This window comes from Rhodoferax sp. UBA5149, from assembly GCF_002413825.1.
GTDB lineage: Bacteria > Pseudomonadota > Gammaproteobacteria > Burkholderiales > Burkholderiaceae_C > Rhodoferax.
The window spans coordinates 1-20,304 of sequence record NZ_DHXT01000029.1 but is presented as its reverse complement, the minus strand read 5'-3'; the positions used below and the strand labels follow the sequence as shown (position 1 = coordinate 20,304).

Below are 20,304 nucleotides of genomic sequence, written 5' to 3'. Positions count from 1 at the left end.
ATGCCGATCATGAACGGCATCGAGTTCCTGCAGGTGATGAAGCATGACGAGAAGTTGAGAGCCACGCCGGTGATAGTGCTCACCACTTCCGAAGAGCAGCAGGACAAGGTCAATAGCTTCAACCTGGGCGTGGCGGGCTATATGGCCAAGCCGGTGGATTACCAGCGGTTCGTCGAAGTCATGCGCTCGATCAACACCTACTGGACGATCAGCGAGATGCCCGGCTAACCGCTGCCATCAGCCGCATTCCAAAAGAGATGACAAAGCCGCAAGTCCACCTCCTGGTCGTCGAAGACGATATCGTCGACCGCATGGCCTGCCGCCGCGCGCTGGCCCAGAACCCGGCCTACGACTTCACCCTGTACGAAGCGGAAACCGGACGGCAAGGGTTGCAACTCGCCTCCACCCATGCAATCGACTGCATCCTGCTCGACTACCACTTACCCGATCTGGACGGCATCGAGTTTTTAAAAGAGCTGCGCGGCGAGATGGCGGAAATTCCAGTGCCGGTGATGATGCTAACCGGCTCCGACAATGCGGCAATCGCGGTGGAAGCGATGAAGCGCGGCGCCAGAGATTATTTGGTCAAGGACGTCGAACGCCAGTACCTGGAGCTGCTGCCCGCCGTGATCGAGCGCGTGCTGCGCGAGCAGGCCCTGATTTCCGAAAAAAAGCACACCGAGCAGATGCTGTGGCGCGCCGAAGCCAATTACCGCATCCTGGTGGAGCAGATTCCGGCCATCACTTACATCGCAGATATCGACAATCCCGGCAGCAATCTTTATATCAGTCCACAGGTGGCAACTTTGGGCTATACACCAGAAGAATGGCTGGCCGAACCCAACCTGCGTTTTAAGTTGATCCATCCCGAGGATATATCGCGCGTCAACGCCGACATCAACCAGGCTCGCACCAGCAGACAGCCGCTGCGCACCGAATACCGCATGCTCACGCGCGACAAGCGCACTCTGTGGATACGCGACCAGGCTACCGTGGTACTGGGTGAGAACGGCCAACCCCTGTTCCTGCAAGGCATCCTGATCGACATCAGCGAAATGAAGGTGGTGGTGGAAGAGTTGAGCCAGCATCGCCACCGTTTGGAAGAGCTGGTGGTCAAGCGCACCGTCATGCTGGAATCGGCCAACGCATCGTTGCGCCAGGAAGTCACGGAGCGCCGTCAGATTGAAACGGAGCTGTTCGAGGAAAAGGAATTCGCACAGGTAACCCTTGCCTCCATCGGCGACGCAGTGATCACCGCCGACACCAACGGGAAGATCGGCTACATGAACCCGCTCGCCGAACAACTCACCGGCTGGGGTTTGAGCGAAGCACGCGGACAAGCGTTTGCCGAGGTGTTCAACATCGTGGATGAAGCCAGCCGCGAGCCGATTCAGGACATCGTCGCCAAGTGCCTGGCCAACGGCAGCTATACCAGCATGCCCGACCACAACCTGCTGATCCGCCGCGACGGCATGGAATACGCCGTGGACGATTGCGCCGCGCCGATTCGCAACCGCGACGCCACCCCGATCGGGGTCGTCATTGTGTTCCACGACGTCACGCAGCAAAGACAACTATCCCGCCAACTGTCCTACCAGGCCAGCCACGACCCATTGACCGGACTGGTCAACCGCGCCGAATTCGAGCAGCGCTTAGTGCGCGTACTCGCCAGCGCCCACGCGGAGAAATTCGAACACGCGCTGTGCTATCTCGATCTGGATCAGTTCAAGGTGGTCAACGACACCTGCGGCCATAACGCGGGCGACGAGCTGCTACGCCAGATCAGCGCCCTGCTGCACGAAAAGATGCGCCAGCGTGACACGCTGGCGCGGCTGGGCGGCGACGAGTTCGGCATCCTGCTTGAGCACTGTCATCTGGATCAGGCCATCCGGCTGTGCAACGAGTTGTGCGAAGCAGTGCGCAGCTTCCGTTTTGTCTGGCGGGACAAGCCGTTCAGTATCGGCATCAGCATCGGTGTGGTGTCCATTACGCCCCATACCGAAAACGCGAGCACAGTCATGAGCGCCGCCGACACCGCCTGCTATATCGCCAAGGAGAAGGGCCGCAACCGGGTGCACGTCTACCAGGAAGATGACAGCGATTTCGCCGAGCGGCGCAGCCAGATGCAGTGGGTTTCACGCCTCACCCAGGCGCTCGACGAAAACCGTTTCAGGCTGTGCTACCAGCCGATCACACCGCTATCCGGCGTGACTGGCGAACGCCCGCACTACGAAATTCTGCTGCGCCTGCTGGATGACGGTGGCAATCTGGTGGAACCCGCCGCCTTCATCCCGGCGGCGGAACGCTTCAACCTGATGCCCGCCATCGACCGCTGGGTGTTGCGCCAGGTAGTGGCGAACTGTGCGGCATCGCCCAGCGGCCACGCCGAGGAACAGCCGCCTATTTTCGCGGTCAACCTGTCCGGCGCCTCCCTCAGCGACGACAATCTGGTCGGCTACATTCGCGGCCTGCTGGAGGAATATCAGGTGGCACCCGACTCACTCTGCTTCGAGATCACTGAAACAACCGCCATGGCCAACTTGCAGCGCGCGATGCAGTTCATGAACGAACTCAAGAAAATCGGCTGCTGGTTCGCCCTGGACAACTTTGGGGGCGCCATGTCCTCATTCACTTACATCAAGAAACTGCCGGTGGATTTCATCAAAATCGACGGCTCCTTCATCAAGAGCATCATCGAAGACGAGGTCAATCGGGCCCTGGCCAATGCCATCAACCAGATTGCGCACGTGATGGCAATCCAGACCGTGGCCGAATGCGCGGAAACCGACATCGTCCTGGACATGTTGAAGCAACTCGGCGTCGATCATGCCCAAGGCTGGGCCATTGCCGCGCCGCGCCCGCTGGAGGAATTACGGATAGGGAATTCAACCATTTCGAGCCACCAAGTATCGCCACTATAGGATAAGCGCTATTTCAAGTATTCCAGGGCTGGCTTTGGAAAATCCGCAGTCAGAAGCGCGATCTGGACAGCGCGATTGAAGTGACGAGCTAGTGATTGAGACGGCGCAGGAAGTCTGGGGCGAGGCTTAAGCCGAGGGAAATAAAGCGGCGGATCAGGCCAGCGCATGGCGTCTGGCCGTGCGCTCAGCCACAAAAGCCAGCGCAAAGGTCAGCGCTTCTTCCATTGATTGTTCGATGGCATGGCGTTCACTCTCGGTCAGGTAGAACATCATGTCGACATCGTGCCTGACATAGCGGGCAGGCAATCGGTTCAACGCGACGCAGGCTACATCGGCCAGCATGTCGGACGTGAAGTTCGGATGGGCCTCGGAGCGCCGGGCCACCTCCTCAAACACCAGACGTTCGTAATAGTTGTGAACCTGTTCGAAATTGATGACCATAAAACTCTCCAGCAATTGTCACGGCGACCTGATCAGCGGACAACCTTAGCAGCTCCCATGGACACTGACAAGCTCAGACAGCCGTTTTTTTCTCTTTTTGATAGGTATTGCGTGCGTTGATAGCTATGAAACTTGTAGCAGCCACTAATCTGAGATATAGTTTCCCGTCACGCCGGAAAACTGCGGGTATCAAAGGTTGATGCCGCGTACAAGTTAAAACACCCCGACGATCAACCAACGCTTTGAGGAGAGCCGTTTAATGAGTTCCAAAGAAAATGCAGCAATCGGTCAATTGCTGGGTCTGCTGGAGTCCCGTTACGCCATACGGGTACTGTGGGCCTTGAAGGATGGGCACGCCCAGACCTTTCGACTGCTGCAAGACAGTGTTGGCGGCATTACCCCCAACACGCTGAACACCCGTATCAAGGAATTGCGCGAAGCGGGGCTGGTCAATCATGGCAGCGAAGGCTATGTGGTCACGTCCTCGGGGGCGGATTTGCTCAAGCGCCTGGCGGATCTACCGGCATTTGCCGCTAAATGGGTGGCCAATCAGGCCAAGAAAACCACTTAAATAAGCGCTCAGTCACCGCGCCACACCTACATGCGGGCTGCGCGAGGCCAGGCATCCAGAAGACAGGTTGGACCTGTCTTTTTTTTGCCGCCGCGTTTCAAGCCACGGCACCGGCTCATGCGCCGCCCCTAAATATCGAAAGCACGGGTGTACTGGCATAATTTCAGGTTTTCTGGGTGTGGCCCTTGCCCAAAGAGCGCACCCAGCTATATATTTAATAGCACACAAGGATTGCAACATGACCACCACCCCATCCGGCCTGCAATATGAAGATACGGTCATCGGCACTGGTGCCGAAGCCACCAAGGGCCAAAGCGTCACCGTTCACTACACCGGCTGGCTCTACAACGACGGCGTTCAGGGCGCCAAGTTCGACTCCAGCAAAGACCGCCGTGATCCGTTTGTCTTTTCGCTGGGCGCCGGCATGGTGATTCGCGGCTGGGACGAAGGCGTGGCTGGCATGAATGTCGGGGGCGCGCGCACCCTCATCATCCCGGCGGCGCTGGGGTATGGCGCACGCGGTGCCGGCGGGGTGATCCCGCCCAACGCGACCCTGAAGTTTGATGTCGAACTGCTGGGCGTGTCCGGCTGATCCGCGGCATTGCGACCGGCGTACCCAGAGACGCCCGGCTCTGCGGCCGGGCGCTCCTAAACGCTTTCTCGTGCGCGCTTGTGCGCTCTTGAATTGCCTGCGTGTGCCCCCATTTCAGGGGCGTAGAACTTGAAATTTGGCTCAATAGCATGTCTGAAACCAATCCAAACCCAACTAACCCCATGCCTGCCGGCTACCAGAGCACCGAAGAAATGATCGCGGCCCAATTCGCCAACGAGTCCGACGCCTTGTCGCGAGCGCAGGCTGATCTGGTTGAATTGCAGGCCAAGAGCGCCGATCTGGCAGACCAGTTCCTTCGGGCCAAAGCCGAGGCCGATAACGCCCGTCGCCGCGCCGAGGAAGAAATCACGAAGGCCCGCAAGTTTGCCGTGGAGAGCTTCGCCGAAAGCCTGCTGCCAGTGGCGGACAGCCTGGAGGCCGGTCTGATCATCAAGGACGCCACGCCGGAGCAGATTCGCGAAGGCGCCCAGGCCACCTTGCGTCAGTTGCTCGCGGCGCTGGAGCGTAACAAGGTGATTGCTATCAACCCAGCCGCTGGTACCAAATTCGACCCGCATCAGCATCAGGCGATCAGCGTCGTGCCGTCGGAGCTGGAGGCCAACACGGTGGTCACGCTGCTGCAAAAAGGCTATTCCATTGCCGACCGGGTGCTGCGCCCGGCGCTCGTGACCGTAGCCGCCCCGAAATAGTCACTGTCGCAGCTTGAAAAGTTTCGAGTTATCCACAAGTTAAAAGCATCTGAATTTCAAAGGAAAAATCATGGGAAGAATCATCGGTATCGATCTGGGCACCACCAACAGCTGCGTATCCATCATGGAGGGCAACACGCCCAAGGTGATCGAGAACTCTGAAGGTGCACGCACCACGCCATCCATCGTCGCCTACCAGGAAGACGGCGAAGTGCTGGTCGGCGCGTCGGCCAAACGCCAGGCCGTGACCAACCCCAGGAACACGCTGTACGCGGTGAAGCGCCTGATTGGCCGCAAGTTCACCGAGAAGGAAGTGCAGAAAGACATCGACCTCATGCCCTATAAGATCGTGCCGGCCGACAACGGCGACGCCTGGGTTGAAGTGCGCGGTAAGAAAATTTCCGCCCAGCAGGTCAGCGCCGACATTCTGCGCAAGATGAAGAAGACGGCCGAGGACTACCTGGGCGAAGAAGTGACCGAAGCCGTCATCACGGTGCCGGCCTATTTCAACGACGCGCAACGTCAGGCGACCAAAGATGCGGGCCGCATCGCCGGCCTGGATGTCAAGCGCATCATCAACGAACCTACCGCTGCGGCCCTGGCCTTTGGCCTGGACAAAAACGAAAAAGGTGACCGCAAGATCGCCGTGTATGACCTGGGTGGCGGCACGTTTGACGTGTCCATCATCGAGATCGCCGACGTCGATGGCGAAAAACAATTCGAAGTGCTGTCGACCAACGGCGACACCTTCTTGGGTGGCGAAGACTTCGACCAGCGCATCATCGACTTCATCATTACCGAGTTCAAGAAGGACCAGGGCGTTGATCTGGGCAAAGACGTGCTGGCCCTGCAGCGCCTGAAAGAAGCCGCCGAGAAGGCCAAGATTGAGCTTTCCAGCAGCGCACAAACCGACATCAACCTGCCCTACGTGACGGCCGATGCATCAGGCCCGAAACACCTGAGCATCAAGCTCACTCGCGCCAAACTCGAATCGCTGGTGGAAGAGCTGATTGAGCGCACCATTGCGCCTTGCCGCACCGCCATCAAGGACGCGGGCGTGAACGTAGCCGATATCCACGACGTGATTCTGGTTGGCGGCATGACACGCATGCCCAAGGTGCAGGAAAAGGTCAAGGAATTGTTCGGCAAGGAGCCGCGCAAGGATGTGAACCCGGACGAAGCGGTGGCTGTTGGCGCTGCGATTCAAGGCCAGGTGCTGTCCGGCGACCGCAAGGACGTGTTGTTGCTTGACGTGACGCCTTTGAGCCTGGGCATTGAAACGCTGGGCGGTGTCATGACCAAGATGATCACCAAGAACACCACCATCCCGACCAAGTTTGCGCAGACTTTCTCGACGGCCGACGACAATCAGCCCGCCGTGACCATCAAGGTGTTCCAGGGTGAGCGCGAAATCGCTGTTGGCAACAAGATGCTGGGCGAGTTCAATCTCGAAGGCATTCCGCCATCGGCCCGCGGCACGCCGCAAATTGAAGTGTCGTTTGACATTGACGCCAACGGCATTCTGCACGTGGGCGCCAAAGACAAAGGCACCGGCAAAGAGAACAAGATCACCATCAAGGCCAACTCCGGTCTGACCGAAGCTGAAATCCAGCAAATGGTGAAAGACGCTGAACTCAATGCCGCAGACGACAAGAAAAAGCTCGAACTGGTGCAAGCCAAGAACCAGGCCGATGCCAGCATGCACAGCGTGAAGAAGAGCCTGACCGAATACGGTGACAAGCTCGAAGCCGGCGAAAAAGAAAAGATCGAAGAAGCGATCAAACACCTTGAAGAAGCCATCAAAGGCGACGACAAGGCGCACATTGACGAAAAAAGCACCGCCTTGATGACCGTCAGCCAGAAGCTGGGCGAAAAGATGTATGCCGACCAGCAAGCCAAGCAGGCGGCCGAGCAGGCCGGCGGCGATGCGGGTGCTGCCGGTCCCGCTGGCGCGCAAGGCGCTTCCAGCCATGCCGCAGACGACAACGTGGTCGATGCGGAAGTGAAAGAAGTCAAAAAGGGTTAAGCACTTACGCTGAACACTGTTATCAGGCGCCGCGTTGAACACCTCCCATGTTCAACGCGGCGTTTGTGTTGAAACCGGGCACTGAAAGACAATGGCTAAAAGAGACTACTACGACGTGCTGGGCGTTCCCAAGAATGCACCGGACGACGAAATCAAAAAAGCATATCGCAAACATGCGATGAAGCATCACCCTGACCGAAATCAGGGCGACGCCTCCAAAGTGGCCGAGGAAAAATTCAAAGAGTCCAAGGAAGCCTACGAAATGCTGTCGGACCCGCAAAAACGCGCGGCCTACGACCAGCATGGCCATGCCGGTGTCGACCCCAATATGCGGGGTGGGCCTGGCGGCGAAGGTTATGGCGGATTTGCCGAAGCCTTTGGCGATATTTTTGGTGACATGTTTGGCCAGCAGCGCGGGCGTCCCGGCGCCGGACGGCAAGTATTTCGTGGCAGCGACCTGAGCTATGCGATGGAAGTCACGCTGGAAGAAGCGGCCCGGGGCAAGGATGCGCAGATCCGCATTCCGAGCTGGGACGCCTGCGATGCGTGTCACGGCAGCGGCGCCAAACCGGGCACACAAGCCAAGACCTGTGGCACCTGCACCGGCACCGGATCGGTGCAGATGCGCCAGGGCTTTTTCAGCGTGCAGCAAACCTGCCCTACGTGCCGCGGCACCGGCAAGGTGATTCCCGAGCCCTGTTTGTCATGCCACGGTCAGGGCAAGATCAAAAAGCAAAAAACACTGGAAGTCAAAATTCCGGCTGGCATCGATGGCGGCATGCGCATTCGCAGCGCCGGCAACGGCGAGCCCGGCACCAATGGCGGCCCGGCCGGGGACCTGTACATTGAAATCCGCCTGAAGAAGCACGACATTTTCGAGCGCGAGGGTGATGACATTCATTGCTCGGTGCCGATCAGCATCGTCACGGCTTCCCTGGGTGGCGAAATTGACGTGCCTACGCTGGCCGGCAAAGCCGCCATTGATATCCCTGAAGGCACGCAAACCGGCAAGCAATTCCGCCTGCGTGGCAAAGGCATCAAGGGCGTGCGCTCCAGCTACCCCGGCGATCTGTACTGCCACATCTCGGTGGAAACACCCGTGAAACTGTCCGAACACCAGCGCAAGCTGCTCAAGGAACTCGACGAGTCGCTTAAAAAGGGCGGCGCCAAGCATTCCCCCAGCGGAGACAGCTGGACCAACCGGTTGAAGAGTTTTTTCAGTTGACGAATATCACGTCACGTCAGGAAAATTGACGCCCCAGCCATGCCGCGAAAGATTTAAATGTCTTCGCGGCATTTTTTTGTGCATAGTGGCGCCATGGCATCAATCCACCGGGAGCTATCGGCATGAGTGTCAACATTACTTTTCTGGGCGGCACGGGCACCGTCACCGGCTCCAAATATCTGGTGCGCCACGGCAATGAAAGCCTGCTGGTGGACTGTGGCCTGTTCCAGGGCTATAAACTGCTTCGCCTGCGCAACTGGACGCCCTTGCCCATCGCGCCAGACCAAGTTACCGCCGTGCTGCTGACGCACGCGCATCTGGACCACAGCGGTTACCTGCCCCTGCTGGCCAAAGAAGGCTTCTCGGGCCCGGTCTACGCCACCAGTGGCACGCGCGACTTGTGCCGCATCCTGCTGCCAGACAGTGGTCACATCCAGGAAGAGGATGCGGCGTTTGCCAACCGCCATGGCTTCTCCAAGCACGCGCCCGCCCTGCCCTTGTATACCCGGCAGGATGCACTGGATTGCCTGCATTTGCTGAAGGCGATCGACTTTGGCCAGACATTTCAGCCCATCCCCGGCTGGCGCGCTACCTTCTCCCCGGCCGGACATATTCTGGGCGCAGCCAGTGTGCTGCTGGAGGTGGCCGGACGGCGCATTCTGTTCTCGGGCGATCTGGGCCGCCCCGATGACCTCGTCATGAATCCCCCGGCAAAAGCGCCGGCAGCCGACACCGTATTGATCGAGTCCACCTACGGCGACCGCGAACACCCCAAGGAAGACGTGCTCGCCGAATTGGGGCCTGCCTTGCAAACACTGGCCAAACGTGGCGGCGTAGCCGTCATCCCGGTGTTTGCCGTGGGCCGGGCGCAAGCCCTGCTACACGCCATTCACCTGCTTAAAGTGCGTGGTGACCTGCCCACGTCGCTGCCCGTTTTTCTCGACAGCCCGATGGCGGTGCACACCACCTATTTATTCGAGAACCACGCGGGGGAGCACCGGCTCAGCAGCAAGGATACGCACGCACTGACGCACTCGGCCACCATGATCAACAGCACCGATGAGTCACGTGCCCTGGCAAACCGACATGGGCCCATGGTGATCCTGTCGGCCAGCGGCATGGCCACTGGCGGGCGCGTGTTGCATCACCTCGCCCTCTACGCGGGTGATCACCGCAACATGATCATCCTGACCGGCTTCCAGGCCCCTGGCACACGCGGCGCCACGTTGGCCAGTGGCGCCAAATCCGTGCGTATCCATGGACGTGATATGGAAGTCAAAGCCGAAGTCGTGCAACTGCAATCGGCCTCCGCCCACGCCGATGGCAACCAGCTTCTGGCGTGGCTGCGCACCTTGCCCCAGGCGCCCGACCAGGTCTACGTGGTTCATGGCGAATTGGGCGCATCGGATGAACTTCGCAAGCGCATCGAGCATGAGTTGGGCTGGCGTGCGATGGTGCCGGAGCATGGTTCGACCTGGCCCACCTGATTGAGCTTGCATGCCATGCGCAAAACTCTGCCCGCCCAGAGCGCCCTCAAAAGAGGTTTCCGCAGATTCTTCGAGTTTGGCGCGGGCACCACATCGCTGATCGTTAGCTTTATCGGCGTCCTGCTCATGACGCTGCTGGTGTTTCCGGCCCTGCCACTCCACGGCGAAATGATTGACCTGAAGCTGTATTACAGCCTGGCCGACATCCAGGTGGCAATGCAGCAATATGGTCCCCAGGGCCGTGCCACCTACGCACTGGCCAGCGCCACGCTGGACACCTTGTTTCCTGTTTTGTACGTCACTTTTTTTGCTGGCCTGATCTACCGCTTCCGCCCCGCGGAGCGCCTGTGGGTCATGGCTTTCATCCCGGTCGTTGCCGGGGTTTGGGATCTTGGCGAGAACGCGCAGATCATCGCCATGCTCCTGCAGTATCCGGACCTCTCAAGCGGACAAGTTGCCGTGGCGTCATTTTTCACCACCGTCAAGCACCTGCTGAGCGCCGTCTACGAAGTGACCGCGTTGGTGTTCTTGACCATCTTCCTGGTGCGCCGCCTCAAATAGACCCGGCTTAAAAAAGGCGCTCCTGCCCGGTCAACAGGGCACCGCGAAACTGGCTCACGTCGAGCTCCACCCGTTCCCGATTCATGCCCAGCCGGGCGCAGGTTTTCTCAAAGCGCTGGCGAATCAACTCGGCCCACAGCCCGTGGCCTTTCATGCGCGTGGCAAAGCTGCTGTCGTAGTCTTTGCCGCCCCGCATCTCCTGGATGCGCGCCATCACGCGCGCCGCCCGCTGCGGGTAATGCAAGGCCAGCCATTGCTGAAACAAGGGGTTCAGTTCCCACGGCAGGCGCAACACGGTGTAGAAAGCGCTGTGGGCGCCGGCCTCAAACGCGGCGGTCAACACCTGCTCCATGTCGTCATTGATAAAGGGGATTTGCGGCGCCACGCTCACGCCCACCGGCACGCCCGCCTCGGCCAGGGTGCTCAGAATGCGCAGACGCCGGTGCGGTGCGGCCGCGCGTGGCTCCAGCTTGCGGGCCAGCTCACCATCGAGCGTGGTGATGGTGACGTAAACCGCCGCCAGGCCGCGCGCCGCCATCGGTGCCAGCAAGTCCAGATCGCGCTCCACGCCACTGCCTTTGGTGACCAGCGCCAAGGGGTGATGACAACGCGCCAAAACTTCAAGTACGCCACGGGTGATGCGCAGCTCGCGCTCCAGCGGTTGATAGGCATCGGTGGCCGAGCCGATGACGATTTGTTTGGGCACGTAGCCGCGCGCCGTCAACTCGCGCGCCAGCACCTGAGCCAGATTGCGCTTGGCGATGATTTTGGTTTCAAAGTCCAGCCCGGGCGAGAGATTCAGATAACTGTGCGTGGGCCGCGCATAGCAGTACACGCAGCCATGCTCGCAACCGCGGTAGGGATTGAGGCCATAGTCAAAGTGAATGTCAGGCGAATCGTTGCGGCTGGTGGCGCTTTTGGCGTCTTCAAAAGTGACCTCGGTAACCACTGGCAGCGGCCCATCGGGCGTGGACGCTTGCAGCGTGCCCCAGCCATCATCAAAGGCATCGCGCACGACCGATTCGAAGCGATGCGCCATGCGCGTGGCCGCACCACGGCCTTTGATGGCGTGGATGGGAATAGTGGTTTCATTCATGAAAAATAGGCCTCTAGCCCCCGTCAATGCTGCGTAGCCAGCTATTAAATATATAGCGCATGGGATTCTCGGCATTCTCGTGGTGATGCAGATGCCTGCACTGCCAACGCCAGCAATGCGTCCAGCGGGCTCGCTGTGCCGCCCGCAGCAACTTTGAGCACGTGCGTGTAGATCATCGTGGTGCTGACGTCTGAATGTCCCAAAAATTCCTGCACTGTTCGGATATCGGTGCCCGATTGCAGCAGGTGCGTGGCAAACGAATAAAACCACCTCCAGGTATGGCCGACCTTGGGATATTTTTGCTCCAGTGCGTAGGGTGTTTCGACCCCACCACGCTGGCATTGGTGGTCGGCTTCCCACTGAGCGCGGGCTGCCAGCATTTGCAAACGCAAGGCGCAAGCCAGCGAACGCGGCATCATCACCACCCGATCTTTGCCGCCCTTGGGCTTGTCGGCGTTCATGGTTTCACCGGGTCAGCGACTCCGAGCTCAAATCGATCGTTACAGAAGCGACCGCGTGCGGCGGTGGCGCGACATCAAATACGTTTTTTGGTTCGATCATGTTTTTTTGCTTGCTATTTCCCGGCGGCGCCTACCGCCAGAGCGTCGTTGACGATCACCTGTGCTTCCGCCAGGACGCGTCGCAGATGATCCGCTCCGCGAAAGCTCTCTGCGTAGATTTTGTAAATATCCTCAGTGCCGGACGGGCGCGCCGCAAACCAGCCACTCTGCGCCACTACTTTCCAGCCACCAATGGGTGCACCGTTGCCAGGCGCCCGGGTGAGGATGCTCTGGATTTTTTCGCCAGCCAGCTCTGCAGGAAATATTTGCTGTGGTGAGAGCTGCGCCAGCATTTGCTTTTGCTCCGGGGTTGCTGGCGCCTCAATACGATCGTAAACGGACTCGCCGAACTCAAGCTCAAGCTCGCGGTAGATTTCGCCAGGATCGCGGCCCATGCGCGCGGTAATCTCCGCCGACAGCAAAGCCGGGACAATGCCGTCTTTGTCTGTGGTCCAGACGCTGCCATCCAGACGGACAAAGGAGGCACCCGCACTTTCTTCCCCGCCAAAGCCAAGCGAGCCGTCGAGCAAGCCATCCACAAACCATTTGAACCCGACCGGCACCTCGCAGAGCTTGCGGCCGAGCTTCGCCGTGACCCGATCAATCATCTGGCTGCTGACGACCGTCTTGCCAACCGCCGCATCCTTGCGCCACTTCGGTCGATGCTGGAAGAGGTAGAAAATGGCGACCGAAAGGTAATGGTTGGGCGGCAGCAACCCCGCGTTTCTGGTGACAATCCCATGCCGATCATGGTCAGTGTCGCAGGCGAAGGCGATGTCGAAGCGATCCTTGAGATGGATCAAGCTCTGCATGGCGTAGGACGAGGATGGATCCATGCGAATCTGACCATCCCAATCGACTGTCATGAACCGGAAAGTCGGATCGACCACTTCGTTCACCACCGTGAGATTCAAACCATAGCGCTCAGCAATCGGGCCCCAGTAGTGGACGCCAGCACCACCCAGCGGGTCGATTCCCATGCGGACCTTCGCGTTGCGGATCACGTCCATGTCGATCGCATTGCCGAGATCACCGACGTAGGCGTTCAGGAAATCGTGGCGATGCGTTGTCCCGGCCTTCAGCGCCTTGGCACAGGACACGCGTTTCACGCCATCGAGCCGCGCATCGAGATAGCGATTGGCTGCGGCTTCGATCCCGCCTGTGACGTGCTGGCCTGCCGGGCCGCCGTGGGGTGGGTTGTACTTGAAGCCGCCGTCGCGCGGGGGATTGTGCGACGGCGTGATGACGATGCCGTCCGCGTGCGCGGCGTCGCGATTGCGGTTGTGGGTCAGGATCGCGTGCGAGATCGCCGGCGTCGGTGTGTATTCGTCGTTCGTGGCCAGCATCACGTCCACGCCATTGGCCGCCAGTACTTCGAGCGCGCTCGCGCAGGCGGGTTCGGACAGGGCATGGGTGTCGATACCGAGGAAGAGTGGTCCGGCGATGCCCTGGGCGCGGCGATGGTCGCAGATCGCCTGGGTGATCGCCAACACGTGCCATTCGTTGAAAGATACATCGAAGGCCGAGCCACGGTGGCCTGAAGTTCCAAAGGCGACGCGTTGTGCAGCCACCGTGGGATCGGGCCGCTCCGAAAAATATGCCGCAACGAGCTTGACCACGTCTACAAGCATTGAGGCCGGAGCCGGCTGGCCGGCGAGTGGGCTGATGCGGTTGGTCATGGTGCTCTCAAGCGCGGACCGCGTGCAGCGCGATCTGTTGCTTGGCGGCGGCGATAACGTGCGCAACATCAAAGCCGAAATGGGCTTGAGCGACTTTGCCCGGTGCCGACAGCCCAAACGAGCGCATCGCGATGATCGTGCCGTGGCGCCCGACATAACGATCCCAGCCCAGTGCCGACGCCGCCTCGACCGAGACGCGCGCCGCCACCGCCTCGGGCAGGACGTTCTCGCGGTAAGCCTCGATCTGGCGTTCGAACAGATCCCAGGACGGCATGCTGACGACGCGGGCCTTGATGCCCTCAACCTTCAGTTGTTCGTAAGCGGCGATGCATAGCGCAACTTCGCTGCCGCTGGCCAACAGCAGCACGTCTGGCCGACCATCGATCGCATCCGCGAGCACGTAGGCGCCGCATGCTACGCCTGACGCGCTGGCGTAGCGGCTGCGGTCAAGCGTGGGCAGTGCTTGACGCGAAAGCACGAGGCTGGCCGGGCTGTGGGTGAGCTGCATCACCACGCGCCAGGCCTCGACCACCTCATTGGCATCGGCCGGGCGCAGCAACACCATGCCGGGCATGGCACGAAACGACGCCAGTTGCTCGATCGGCTGGTGCGTGGGCCCGTCTTCGCCCATGGCAATCGAGTCGTGGGTCCAGACGTAAATGACTGGCAAGCCCATCATTGCGGCCAACCGGATCGCGCCGCGGCAGTAGTCGGTAAAGACGAAGAAGCTGGCTGCAAACGGGCGCAGCCCGGACAGCGCCATCCCGCTGGCGACCGCGCACATCGCATGCTCGCGAATGCCGAAATGAAAGTTGCGCCCGGCGTAGCTGCCACGATCGTCCTCAACCTCGTCGCCCGCATCGCAGACCGGCTCGAAAACGCCAGCAAAGTCGAAACCCAGATACGTCTTAGTAGATGGCGCCAGGTCGGCCGCCCCGCCCAGAAGCCACGGCATCCGTGCGGCGATCGCGTTCAGCACTTTCCCCGAAGCATCGCGCGTGGCGAGGCCCTTCGCATCGGCCTTGAAACTCGGTAGCGTGGCGTCCCACCCCTCGGGCAACTCGCGGCGCTGCATGCGATCGACTTGTTCTGCGAGATCGGGGTACCGCGCCCGATACTCCGCGAATTGGGCCTTCCACGCTTGGTGCGCGCTAGCGCCGCGTTGACCGAACTGCGCGCTGAAATGCGCCAAAACGCCAGCGGGGATGGCAAACTGCGCGTCGGAGTCGAAGCCGTAGAACTGCTTGGCCAGGCGTACTTCTTCCACGCCGAGCGGTTCGCCGTGCGCTTCCTTGGTGTCCTGCTTGTGCGGTGCGCCATAGCCGATGTGGCTTTGCACGATGACCAGGGTGGGCCGATCTCGCGTGTCGGCAAAGGTTTGCAGGCAATGCGTGAGGAGCTCGATGTCATTCGCGTCGGCAACTTGCAGCACCTGCCAACCGCAGGCCTCGAAACGTGCGCCGACGTTCTCCGACAAGGTGATCGCCGTCGCGCCTTCGATGCTGATGTGGTTGCAGTCATATATCCAGCACAGGTTGCCGAGTTTCAGGTGGCCGGCGAGCGATGCCGCCTCGGCGCTGATGCCTTCCATCATGTCGCCATCACCGCACAGCGTGTACACCTTGTGGTCGAACGGGGTGTAGCCGGGGCGGTTGTAGGTGGCGGCAAGCCAGCGTTGCGCGATGGCCATGCCCACGCTGGTTGCCACGCCCTGGCCGAGTGGCCCGGTGGTGGTCTCGATACCCGCGGTCAGGCCGTATTCCGGATGCCCGGTGCTGCGACTGCCAGCCTGGCGAAAGCTCTGCAGGTCGGCCATGGTGACCGCCGGATCGCAGGGGCCTTCTTGCACCTTGACACCGCACAGATACAGCCGTCCATAGAGCAGCGCCGACGCATGGCCAACCGACAAAACGAAGCGATCTCGGTTTGGCCACTCGGGGGCGCTTGGGTCGTAACGCAGGAAGCGCTGCCACAGGCAGTAGGCAGTCGGCGCCGCGCCCATCGGCGTTCCCGGGTGGCCGGAATTGGCTTTCTGTACCTCGTCGATGGCCAGCGTGCGCAGAGTGTTGATGCACAACAGGTCGAGTGGCGCGGTGTCATTCATGGGGATTCCTTGCGCAGTTGCCGGTAGCGACGTATGAGCGCGTTGGTCGAGCTGTCGTGAGTGAGCGTTGGCGCGCGCGCGCTTGCGAGTTCGGCGGCGGTCTGCTGGGCCAGTAACTTGCCCAGCTCGACACCCCACTGGTCGAACGAATCGATATCCCAGATGACGCCCTGCGTGAAGACGCTGTGCTCATACAGCGCCACCAGCGCGCCGAGCGTGAAGGGCGTCAGCCGCTCGGCCAGCAGCGTGTTGCTCGGCCGGTTGCCTTCGAACACGCGGTGCGCCACCAAGGCCTCGTCAGTGCCTTCAGCGCGGACCTCGTCTGCCGTCTTGCCGAACGCCATAGCCTCGGTCTGCGCAAACAGGTTGGCCATCAACAGGTCATGCTGGCTGTCGAGCGGATTCAGGCTTTGGCAGAAACCGATGAAGTCGCAGGGTACGAGCGGCGTGCCCTGATGCAGCAGTTGGTAGAACGAATGCTGCCCGTTGGTGCCTGGCTCGCCCCAGACGATCGGCGAGGTGGCGTAGTCCACACGCGCACCAGCCTGCGTCACGTGCTTGCCATTGCTCTCCATCGTCAACTGCTGAAGGTAGGCCGGGAAGCGCTTCAGATACTGATCGTAGGGTAGTACGGCCTGCGTCTGCGCTTCCAGGAAGTCGGTGTTCCAGACTGCCAGCAGTCCCATCAGAACCGGCAGGTTCTGCCCGAACGGCGCGCCTCGGAAGTGTTCGTCCATTGCGTGGAAACCGTCAAGCATGGCGCGGAAGTGCCCAGGCCCGATGGCGAGCATCAGCGACAGGCCAACGGCCGAATCCATTGAGTAGCGCCCGCCGACCCAGTCCCAGAAGCCGAACATGCTGGTCGGGGCGATGCCGAATTCCGCGACCCCCTCGGCGTTGGTCGACACTGCCACGAAGTGCCTGGCCACAGAGTGCTCGTCGCCAAGCTGCGCCACGCTCCAGGCACGCGCCGCTTTGGCGTTGGTCAGTGTCTCCAGCGTCGTAAAGGTCTTCGAGCAGACAATGAACAGTGTTTCGGCAGCATCCAGACCGCGTGTCGCCTCGACGAGGTCAGTGGCATCTACGTTCGAGACGAACTGGCAACTCAGATTGCGCTGGCAATAGTGCTTGAGCGCCTCATACGCCATCACCGGCCCGAGGTCGGAGCCGCCGATGCCGATATTGACTATGTGCCGGATGCGTTTGCCGGTGTGCCCCAGCCAGAGGCCGCCGCGCACCGCGTCGGCGAATGTGGCCATTTGGTCCAGCACGGCGTGCACTTCGGGCACCACGTCAACGCCATCGAGCACGATGCACGCGCCGGCCGGCGCCCGCAGCGCCGTGTGCAGGGCCGCGCGCTTCTCGGTCGTGTTGATTGCATCGCCGCAAAACATCGCGTCGATGCGCTCGGGCAGGCCGCAGTTCCCGGCCAGGTCAAGCAGCAACCGGATCGTCTCGTTGTTGATGCGGTTCTTGGAGTAGTCGAGGTACAGGCCCGCCGCTTCGGCATTGAGTCGCTCACCGCGCTCCGGATCGTCGGCGAAGAACTGGCGCAGGTGGCTATCGGCGATGCTGCGGTGGTGCTCGACCAGCGCTTGCCAGGCAGGGTGGCGGGTGAGCGTAGGCCTGTCCGTCTGCGGGCCGCCGCGGCTGGGCAGGTGACTCATGCCGTGCCGCCGTCTGCCAACTTCGACGCTTTGCTGGCGATGCTTTCCAGCAGCTTGCGCCATGACGCCGCAAATGCGTCAGCACCTTCGCGCTGCAGGCGTGCCGCCAGTGCCTCCTCGTCGACACCCTCAACACGGCACTCGGCAATAAGCGCTGTGCCGGTGTCGCCCGCCATCGTCAAGGCCTGCCTCGCCTGGCCGTGGTCAAGGAAAGCCAGCAGGGTCTTTTCCGGCATGGTGTTGATGGTCTCGGGGGCTGCCAACTGCTCGACATAGAGCGTGTCGGATGCACTTGGGTCCTTGGTGCCGGTGCTGGCCCAGAGCAACCGTTGCGGGTGGGCGCCTGCCGCGGCCAAGGTCTGCCAGTGGGTCGATGCCAGCAGTTCACGGTAAGCGCGCCAGGCCTTTGCCGCGACGGCGATGCCCAGCCGGTTGTTCAGTTGCGGCGACAGCACCTTGTTCGCCGCCACGTCCCAGCGGCTCACGAACAACGAGGCCACCGATCCGATTTTCGGGTCGAGACCGGCGTCGATACGGCGCTCGATCCCGCGCAGGTAGGCCTGCGCCGCCGCCAGATAGTGGGCGCGCGAGAATAGCAGTGTGACGTTGACCGGCACACCGGCGAAGATAGATGCCTCGATTGCTTGCAACCCCTCGGGCGTGCCGGGAATCTTGATGAACAGATTGGGACGGGCGGCGCGGGCATGCAGGTCTGCCGCCGCCGCGATGGTCCTGGCTGCGTCGTGGGCCAGCAGCGGTGACACCTCCAGCGACACCCAGCCATCGACGCCACCGGTGGCATCGAAGATCGGGCGGAACAGGTCGGCCGCGCGCGTCAGGTCTTCCAACGCGAGCTCAAAGAACAAGGCCTCGCCCGATTTCCCCTCGTGCGCCTTGCGGCCGATCGCCTCGTCATAGGCGTCGGAGTTGCCGATGGCGTGTTCGAAGATCGTCGGGTTCGAGGTCAGCCCGGTGATCGCGAAGTCGCGGATGTAGCCAGCCAAGGTGCCGTCGTCCAGCATTGGGCGCGTGATGTTGTCGATCCAGAGGCTCTGGCCCAGATCGTGAAGTTCTTGTGTCGGCTTCATGATGTGTCAGCTCTCAGACTTGGGGTTGTGCCAGCCGCCATCGGCTGCAATGAAATGATTCGCGGCTGGCGGTCCCCAACTGCCTTGTTCGTAGACAGTTGAGGGGAGATGGTCGCCTAGCACGGGTTCCACCACGGCCCAGGCTGCCTCAATAGCGTTTTGGCGGGCGAAGAGTGCCCCGTCGCCGTTCATTGCATCGCTTAGCAGCCGCTCATAAGGAGTCTGTTCGCTGGGCTCTTCTTCCAGCAGAGAAAACTCTCGCTGGTCGCCAACGAACTCCTTGCCGCCCCGTTTGACCCGGGCCGCGAGCGCAATGGTCGAGCGCGGCGACAGGTGAAAGCGCAGGTAGTTCGCATCTTCGCGCAGCACCGAGTCTTCGAACAAGTTTTGCGGCGGGGGCTTGAGCCGCACCAGCACCTCGCACGCCGTAGCAGCCAGATGTTTTCCCGAGCGGAGGTACCATGGCACGCCCTCCCAGCGCCAAGAGTCAATGTGCAGCCGCATCGCGCAGTACGTTTCGATGTCCGAGTCCTTGGCAACTTCTGGTTCCTCGCGATAGCCAGCGTACTGGCCGCGCACGAGGTCTTCCGACCGCAGCGGTCGCATGGCATCGAAGACATCTGCTTTCTGGCGATGCACGGCCTCAAAGCCGCGGCTCGCTGGCGGTTCCATCGCAAGCAACGCGACGATCTGAAACAGGTGGTTCTGCATCACGTCGCGTAGGCAGCCCGCGCTCTCGTAGAACGCACCCCGACCCTCGACGCCAAATTTCTCGGCCAAAGTGATCTGCACGCTCGCGACATGATGGCGGTTCCAGATCGGCTCCAGAAAAGAATTGGCGAAGCGGAAGTACAGGATATTCATGATCGCTTCCTTGCCGAGAAAGTGATCGATGCGGAAGATTGCGTCTTCTGGAAACACCTCCAGCGCGACGCAGTTGAGTTCGCGCGCCGAGGCGAGGTCGCGGCCGAACGGCTTCTCAACGATGACGCGGGCATCGGCCGCCAGTCCGGCGGCGCCGAGGCCCCGGATGACCGTTGGGAACAGCGCCGGTGGAATGGCCAGGTAGTAGGCTGGGCGTCGCGCAGTGCCGAGCGAGCGCTTGAGCGCATCGAAGGTGGCCGCATCCTTGTAGTCGCCGCTCACGTACTGCAACAAAGACAGCAGTTGGTCGAGCGCGTGCTGATCACAGGCGTCGTCGTCACGCTCGACGCTGTCCTTCACGCGTGCGCGCAACTGCTCGGTGCTCCAGGCTGGCGAGGCGACGCCAATCACCGGCACCTTCAGCGCGCCGCGCTTGCACATCGCGTAAAGCGACGGAAAGATCTTCTTGTGCGCAAGGTCGCCGGTGGCGCCGAACACGACCAGCGCGTCGGATGGTGCAGCTGTGAAGGAAACGTCGCGATTCATTTGTTCACGCCTGGCACTTCATACCTCATGACCTTACCTGACGTCGCCGACCTGCGACGCCGAATCAATGGATTGCGTCCGGCATTGACGCGACCACCAAGGCATACATGAAAGTTCCCGATCTGATTCAGGCACAGGCATAGGCACTAGTACATTGACACGTAAA

Annotated in this window: 16 protein-coding genes and 1 pseudogene; 9 read left to right on the top strand and 8 right to left on the bottom strand. The window is 61.0% G+C overall.

Annotated features, from left to right (window positions below; translation table 11 throughout):
• Positions 1-228, top strand: a 228-nt coding sequence (locus B3V69_RS02395; protein WP_296443438.1) for a response regulator, incomplete at its 5' end; no start/stop codon positions are given.
• 29 nt (positions 229-257) lie between these two features.
• Positions 258-2,921, top strand: coding sequence for an EAL domain-containing protein (locus B3V69_RS02390; RefSeq protein WP_296443436.1), 2,664 nt, complete (start codon positions 258-260; stop codon positions 2,919-2,921).
• Between the two features lie 153 nt (positions 2,922-3,074).
• Here B3V69_RS02390 and B3V69_RS02385 read toward each other — a convergent pair whose 3' ends face one another.
• A complete protein-coding gene (locus B3V69_RS02385; RefSeq protein ID WP_296443434.1) occupies positions 3,075-3,362 on the bottom strand; it encodes a late competence development ComFB family protein in 288 nt (95 codons plus the stop codon).
• Between the two features lie 259 nt (positions 3,363-3,621).
• Between B3V69_RS02385 and B3V69_RS02380 the strand changes: the two genes are divergently transcribed.
• From B3V69_RS02380 to B3V69_RS02350, 7 genes are all read left to right on the top strand, one after another.
• Positions 3,622-3,933 (top strand): winged helix-turn-helix transcriptional regulator, encoded by a 312-nt coding sequence (locus B3V69_RS02380; protein WP_296443433.1) that lies wholly within the window; start codon positions 3,622-3,624, stop codon positions 3,931-3,933.
• A 238-nt stretch (positions 3,934-4,171) separates the two neighbouring features.
• Positions 4,172-4,525 carry an FKBP-type peptidyl-prolyl cis-trans isomerase gene (locus B3V69_RS02375; RefSeq protein WP_296443431.1) on the top strand — a complete coding sequence of 118 codons (354 nt, stop codon included), beginning with the start codon at positions 4,172-4,174 and terminating at the stop codon, positions 4,523-4,525.
• A 149-nt stretch (positions 4,526-4,674) separates the two neighbouring features.
• Positions 4,675-5,235: a nucleotide exchange factor GrpE gene (grpE, locus tag B3V69_RS02370; RefSeq protein WP_296443430.1), complete on the top strand. Its 561-nt coding sequence runs from the start codon at positions 4,675-4,677 to the stop codon at positions 5,233-5,235.
• A gap of 70 nt (positions 5,236-5,305) precedes the next feature.
• Positions 5,306-7,261, top strand: a complete 1,956-nt coding sequence (gene dnaK, locus B3V69_RS02365) for a molecular chaperone DnaK (RefSeq protein WP_296443428.1) — start codon at positions 5,306-5,308, stop codon at positions 7,259-7,261.
• 91 nt (positions 7,262-7,352) lie between these two features.
• Positions 7,353-8,486, top strand: coding sequence for a molecular chaperone DnaJ (dnaJ, locus tag B3V69_RS02360; protein ID WP_296443427.1), 1,134 nt, complete (start codon positions 7,353-7,355; stop codon positions 8,484-8,486).
• 122 nt (positions 8,487-8,608) lie between these two features.
• Positions 8,609-9,973 (top strand): MBL fold metallo-hydrolase RNA specificity domain-containing protein, encoded by a 1,365-nt coding sequence (locus B3V69_RS02355; RefSeq protein ID WP_296443425.1) that lies wholly within the window; start codon positions 8,609-8,611, stop codon positions 9,971-9,973.
• A gap of 15 nt (positions 9,974-9,988) precedes the next feature.
• On the top strand, positions 9,989-10,534 hold the full coding sequence (locus B3V69_RS02350) for a hypothetical protein (protein WP_296443423.1): 546 nt from the start codon (positions 9,989-9,991) through the stop codon (positions 10,532-10,534).
• A 7-nt stretch (positions 10,535-10,541) separates the two neighbouring features.
• Here the strand turns inward: B3V69_RS02350 and B3V69_RS02345 are convergent, their stop codons facing one another.
• The 7 genes and pseudogenes from B3V69_RS02345 to zwf all read right to left on the bottom strand — a co-directional run bounded on the left by B3V69_RS02345 (position 10,542) and on the right by zwf (position 20,138).
• Positions 10,542-11,630, bottom strand: coding sequence for a PA0069 family radical SAM protein (locus B3V69_RS02345; RefSeq protein WP_296443421.1), 1,089 nt, complete (start codon positions 11,628-11,630; stop codon positions 10,542-10,544).
• Positions 11,631-11,674: 44 nt separating this feature from the next.
• A pseudogene (locus B3V69_RS02340) lies at positions 11,675-12,073 on the bottom strand (tyrosine-type recombinase/integrase); the annotation flags it as partial.
• A 131-nt stretch (positions 12,074-12,204) separates the two neighbouring features.
• Positions 12,205-13,869: a phosphoglucomutase (alpha-D-glucose-1,6-bisphosphate-dependent) gene (gene pgm, locus B3V69_RS02335; protein WP_296443419.1), complete on the bottom strand. Its 1,665-nt coding sequence runs from the start codon at positions 13,867-13,869 to the stop codon at positions 12,205-12,207.
• Between the two features lie 7 nt (positions 13,870-13,876).
• The gene (gene tkt, locus B3V69_RS02330) at positions 13,877-15,973 is read right to left on the bottom strand and encodes a transketolase (RefSeq protein ID WP_296443417.1); all 2,097 of its coding nucleotides are present in this window, start codon (positions 15,971-15,973) and stop codon (positions 13,877-13,879) included.
• On the bottom strand, positions 15,970-17,640 hold the full coding sequence (gene pgi, locus B3V69_RS02325; protein WP_296443415.1) for a glucose-6-phosphate isomerase: 1,671 nt from the start codon (positions 17,638-17,640) through the stop codon (positions 15,970-15,972). The genes tkt and pgi overlap by 4 nt, the downstream gene beginning before the upstream one ends.
• On the bottom strand, positions 17,637-18,728 hold the full coding sequence (tal, locus tag B3V69_RS02320; RefSeq protein WP_296443413.1) for a transaldolase: 1,092 nt from the start codon (positions 18,726-18,728) through the stop codon (positions 17,637-17,639). Before tal ends, pgi begins: the two co-directional genes overlap by 4 nt.
• Before the next feature lie 6 nt (positions 18,729-18,734).
• Positions 18,735-20,138, bottom strand: coding sequence for a glucose-6-phosphate dehydrogenase (gene zwf / locus B3V69_RS02315; protein WP_296443411.1), 1,404 nt, complete (start codon positions 20,136-20,138; stop codon positions 18,735-18,737).
• Positions 20,139-20,304 lie beyond the last annotated feature (166 nt).

Excerpts from the sequence above, each read along its gene's own strand:
- B3V69_RS02390 (WP_296443436.1), top strand. The coding sequence starts at position 258 with ATGACAAAGCCGCAAGTCCACCTCCTGGTCGTCGAAGACGATATCGTC.
- B3V69_RS02385 (WP_296443434.1), bottom strand. The coding sequence starts at position 3,362 with ATGGTCATCAATTTCGAACAGGTTCACAACTATTACGAACGTCTGGTG.
- B3V69_RS02380 (WP_296443433.1), top strand. The coding sequence starts at position 3,622 with ATGAGTTCCAAAGAAAATGCAGCAATCGGTCAATTGCTGGGTCTGCTG.
- B3V69_RS02375 (WP_296443431.1), top strand. The coding sequence starts at position 4,172 with ATGACCACCACCCCATCCGGCCTGCAATATGAAGATACGGTCATCGGC.
- grpE (WP_296443430.1), top strand. The coding sequence starts at position 4,675 with ATGTCTGAAACCAATCCAAACCCAACTAACCCCATGCCTGCCGGCTAC.
- dnaK (WP_296443428.1), top strand. The coding sequence starts at position 5,306 with ATGGGAAGAATCATCGGTATCGATCTGGGCACCACCAACAGCTGCGTA.
- dnaJ (WP_296443427.1), top strand. The coding sequence starts at position 7,353 with ATGGCTAAAAGAGACTACTACGACGTGCTGGGCGTTCCCAAGAATGCA.
- B3V69_RS02355 (WP_296443425.1), top strand. The coding sequence starts at position 8,609 with ATGAGTGTCAACATTACTTTTCTGGGCGGCACGGGCACCGTCACCGGC.
- B3V69_RS02350 (WP_296443423.1), top strand. The coding sequence starts at position 9,989 with ATGCGCAAAACTCTGCCCGCCCAGAGCGCCCTCAAAAGAGGTTTCCGC.
- B3V69_RS02345 (WP_296443421.1), bottom strand. The coding sequence starts at position 11,630 with ATGAATGAAACCACTATTCCCATCCACGCCATCAAAGGCCGTGGTGCG.
- pgm (WP_296443419.1), bottom strand. The coding sequence starts at position 13,869 with ATGACCAACCGCATCAGCCCACTCGCCGGCCAGCCGGCTCCGGCCTCA.
- tkt (WP_296443417.1), bottom strand. The coding sequence starts at position 15,973 with ATGAATGACACCGCGCCACTCGACCTGTTGTGCATCAACACTCTGCGC.
- pgi (WP_296443415.1), bottom strand. The coding sequence starts at position 17,640 with ATGAGTCACCTGCCCAGCCGCGGCGGCCCGCAGACGGACAGGCCTACG.
- tal (WP_296443413.1), bottom strand. The coding sequence starts at position 18,728 with ATGAAGCCGACACAAGAACTTCACGATCTGGGCCAGAGCCTCTGGATC.
- zwf (WP_296443411.1), bottom strand. The coding sequence starts at position 20,138 with ATGAATCGCGACGTTTCCTTCACAGCTGCACCATCCGACGCGCTGGTC.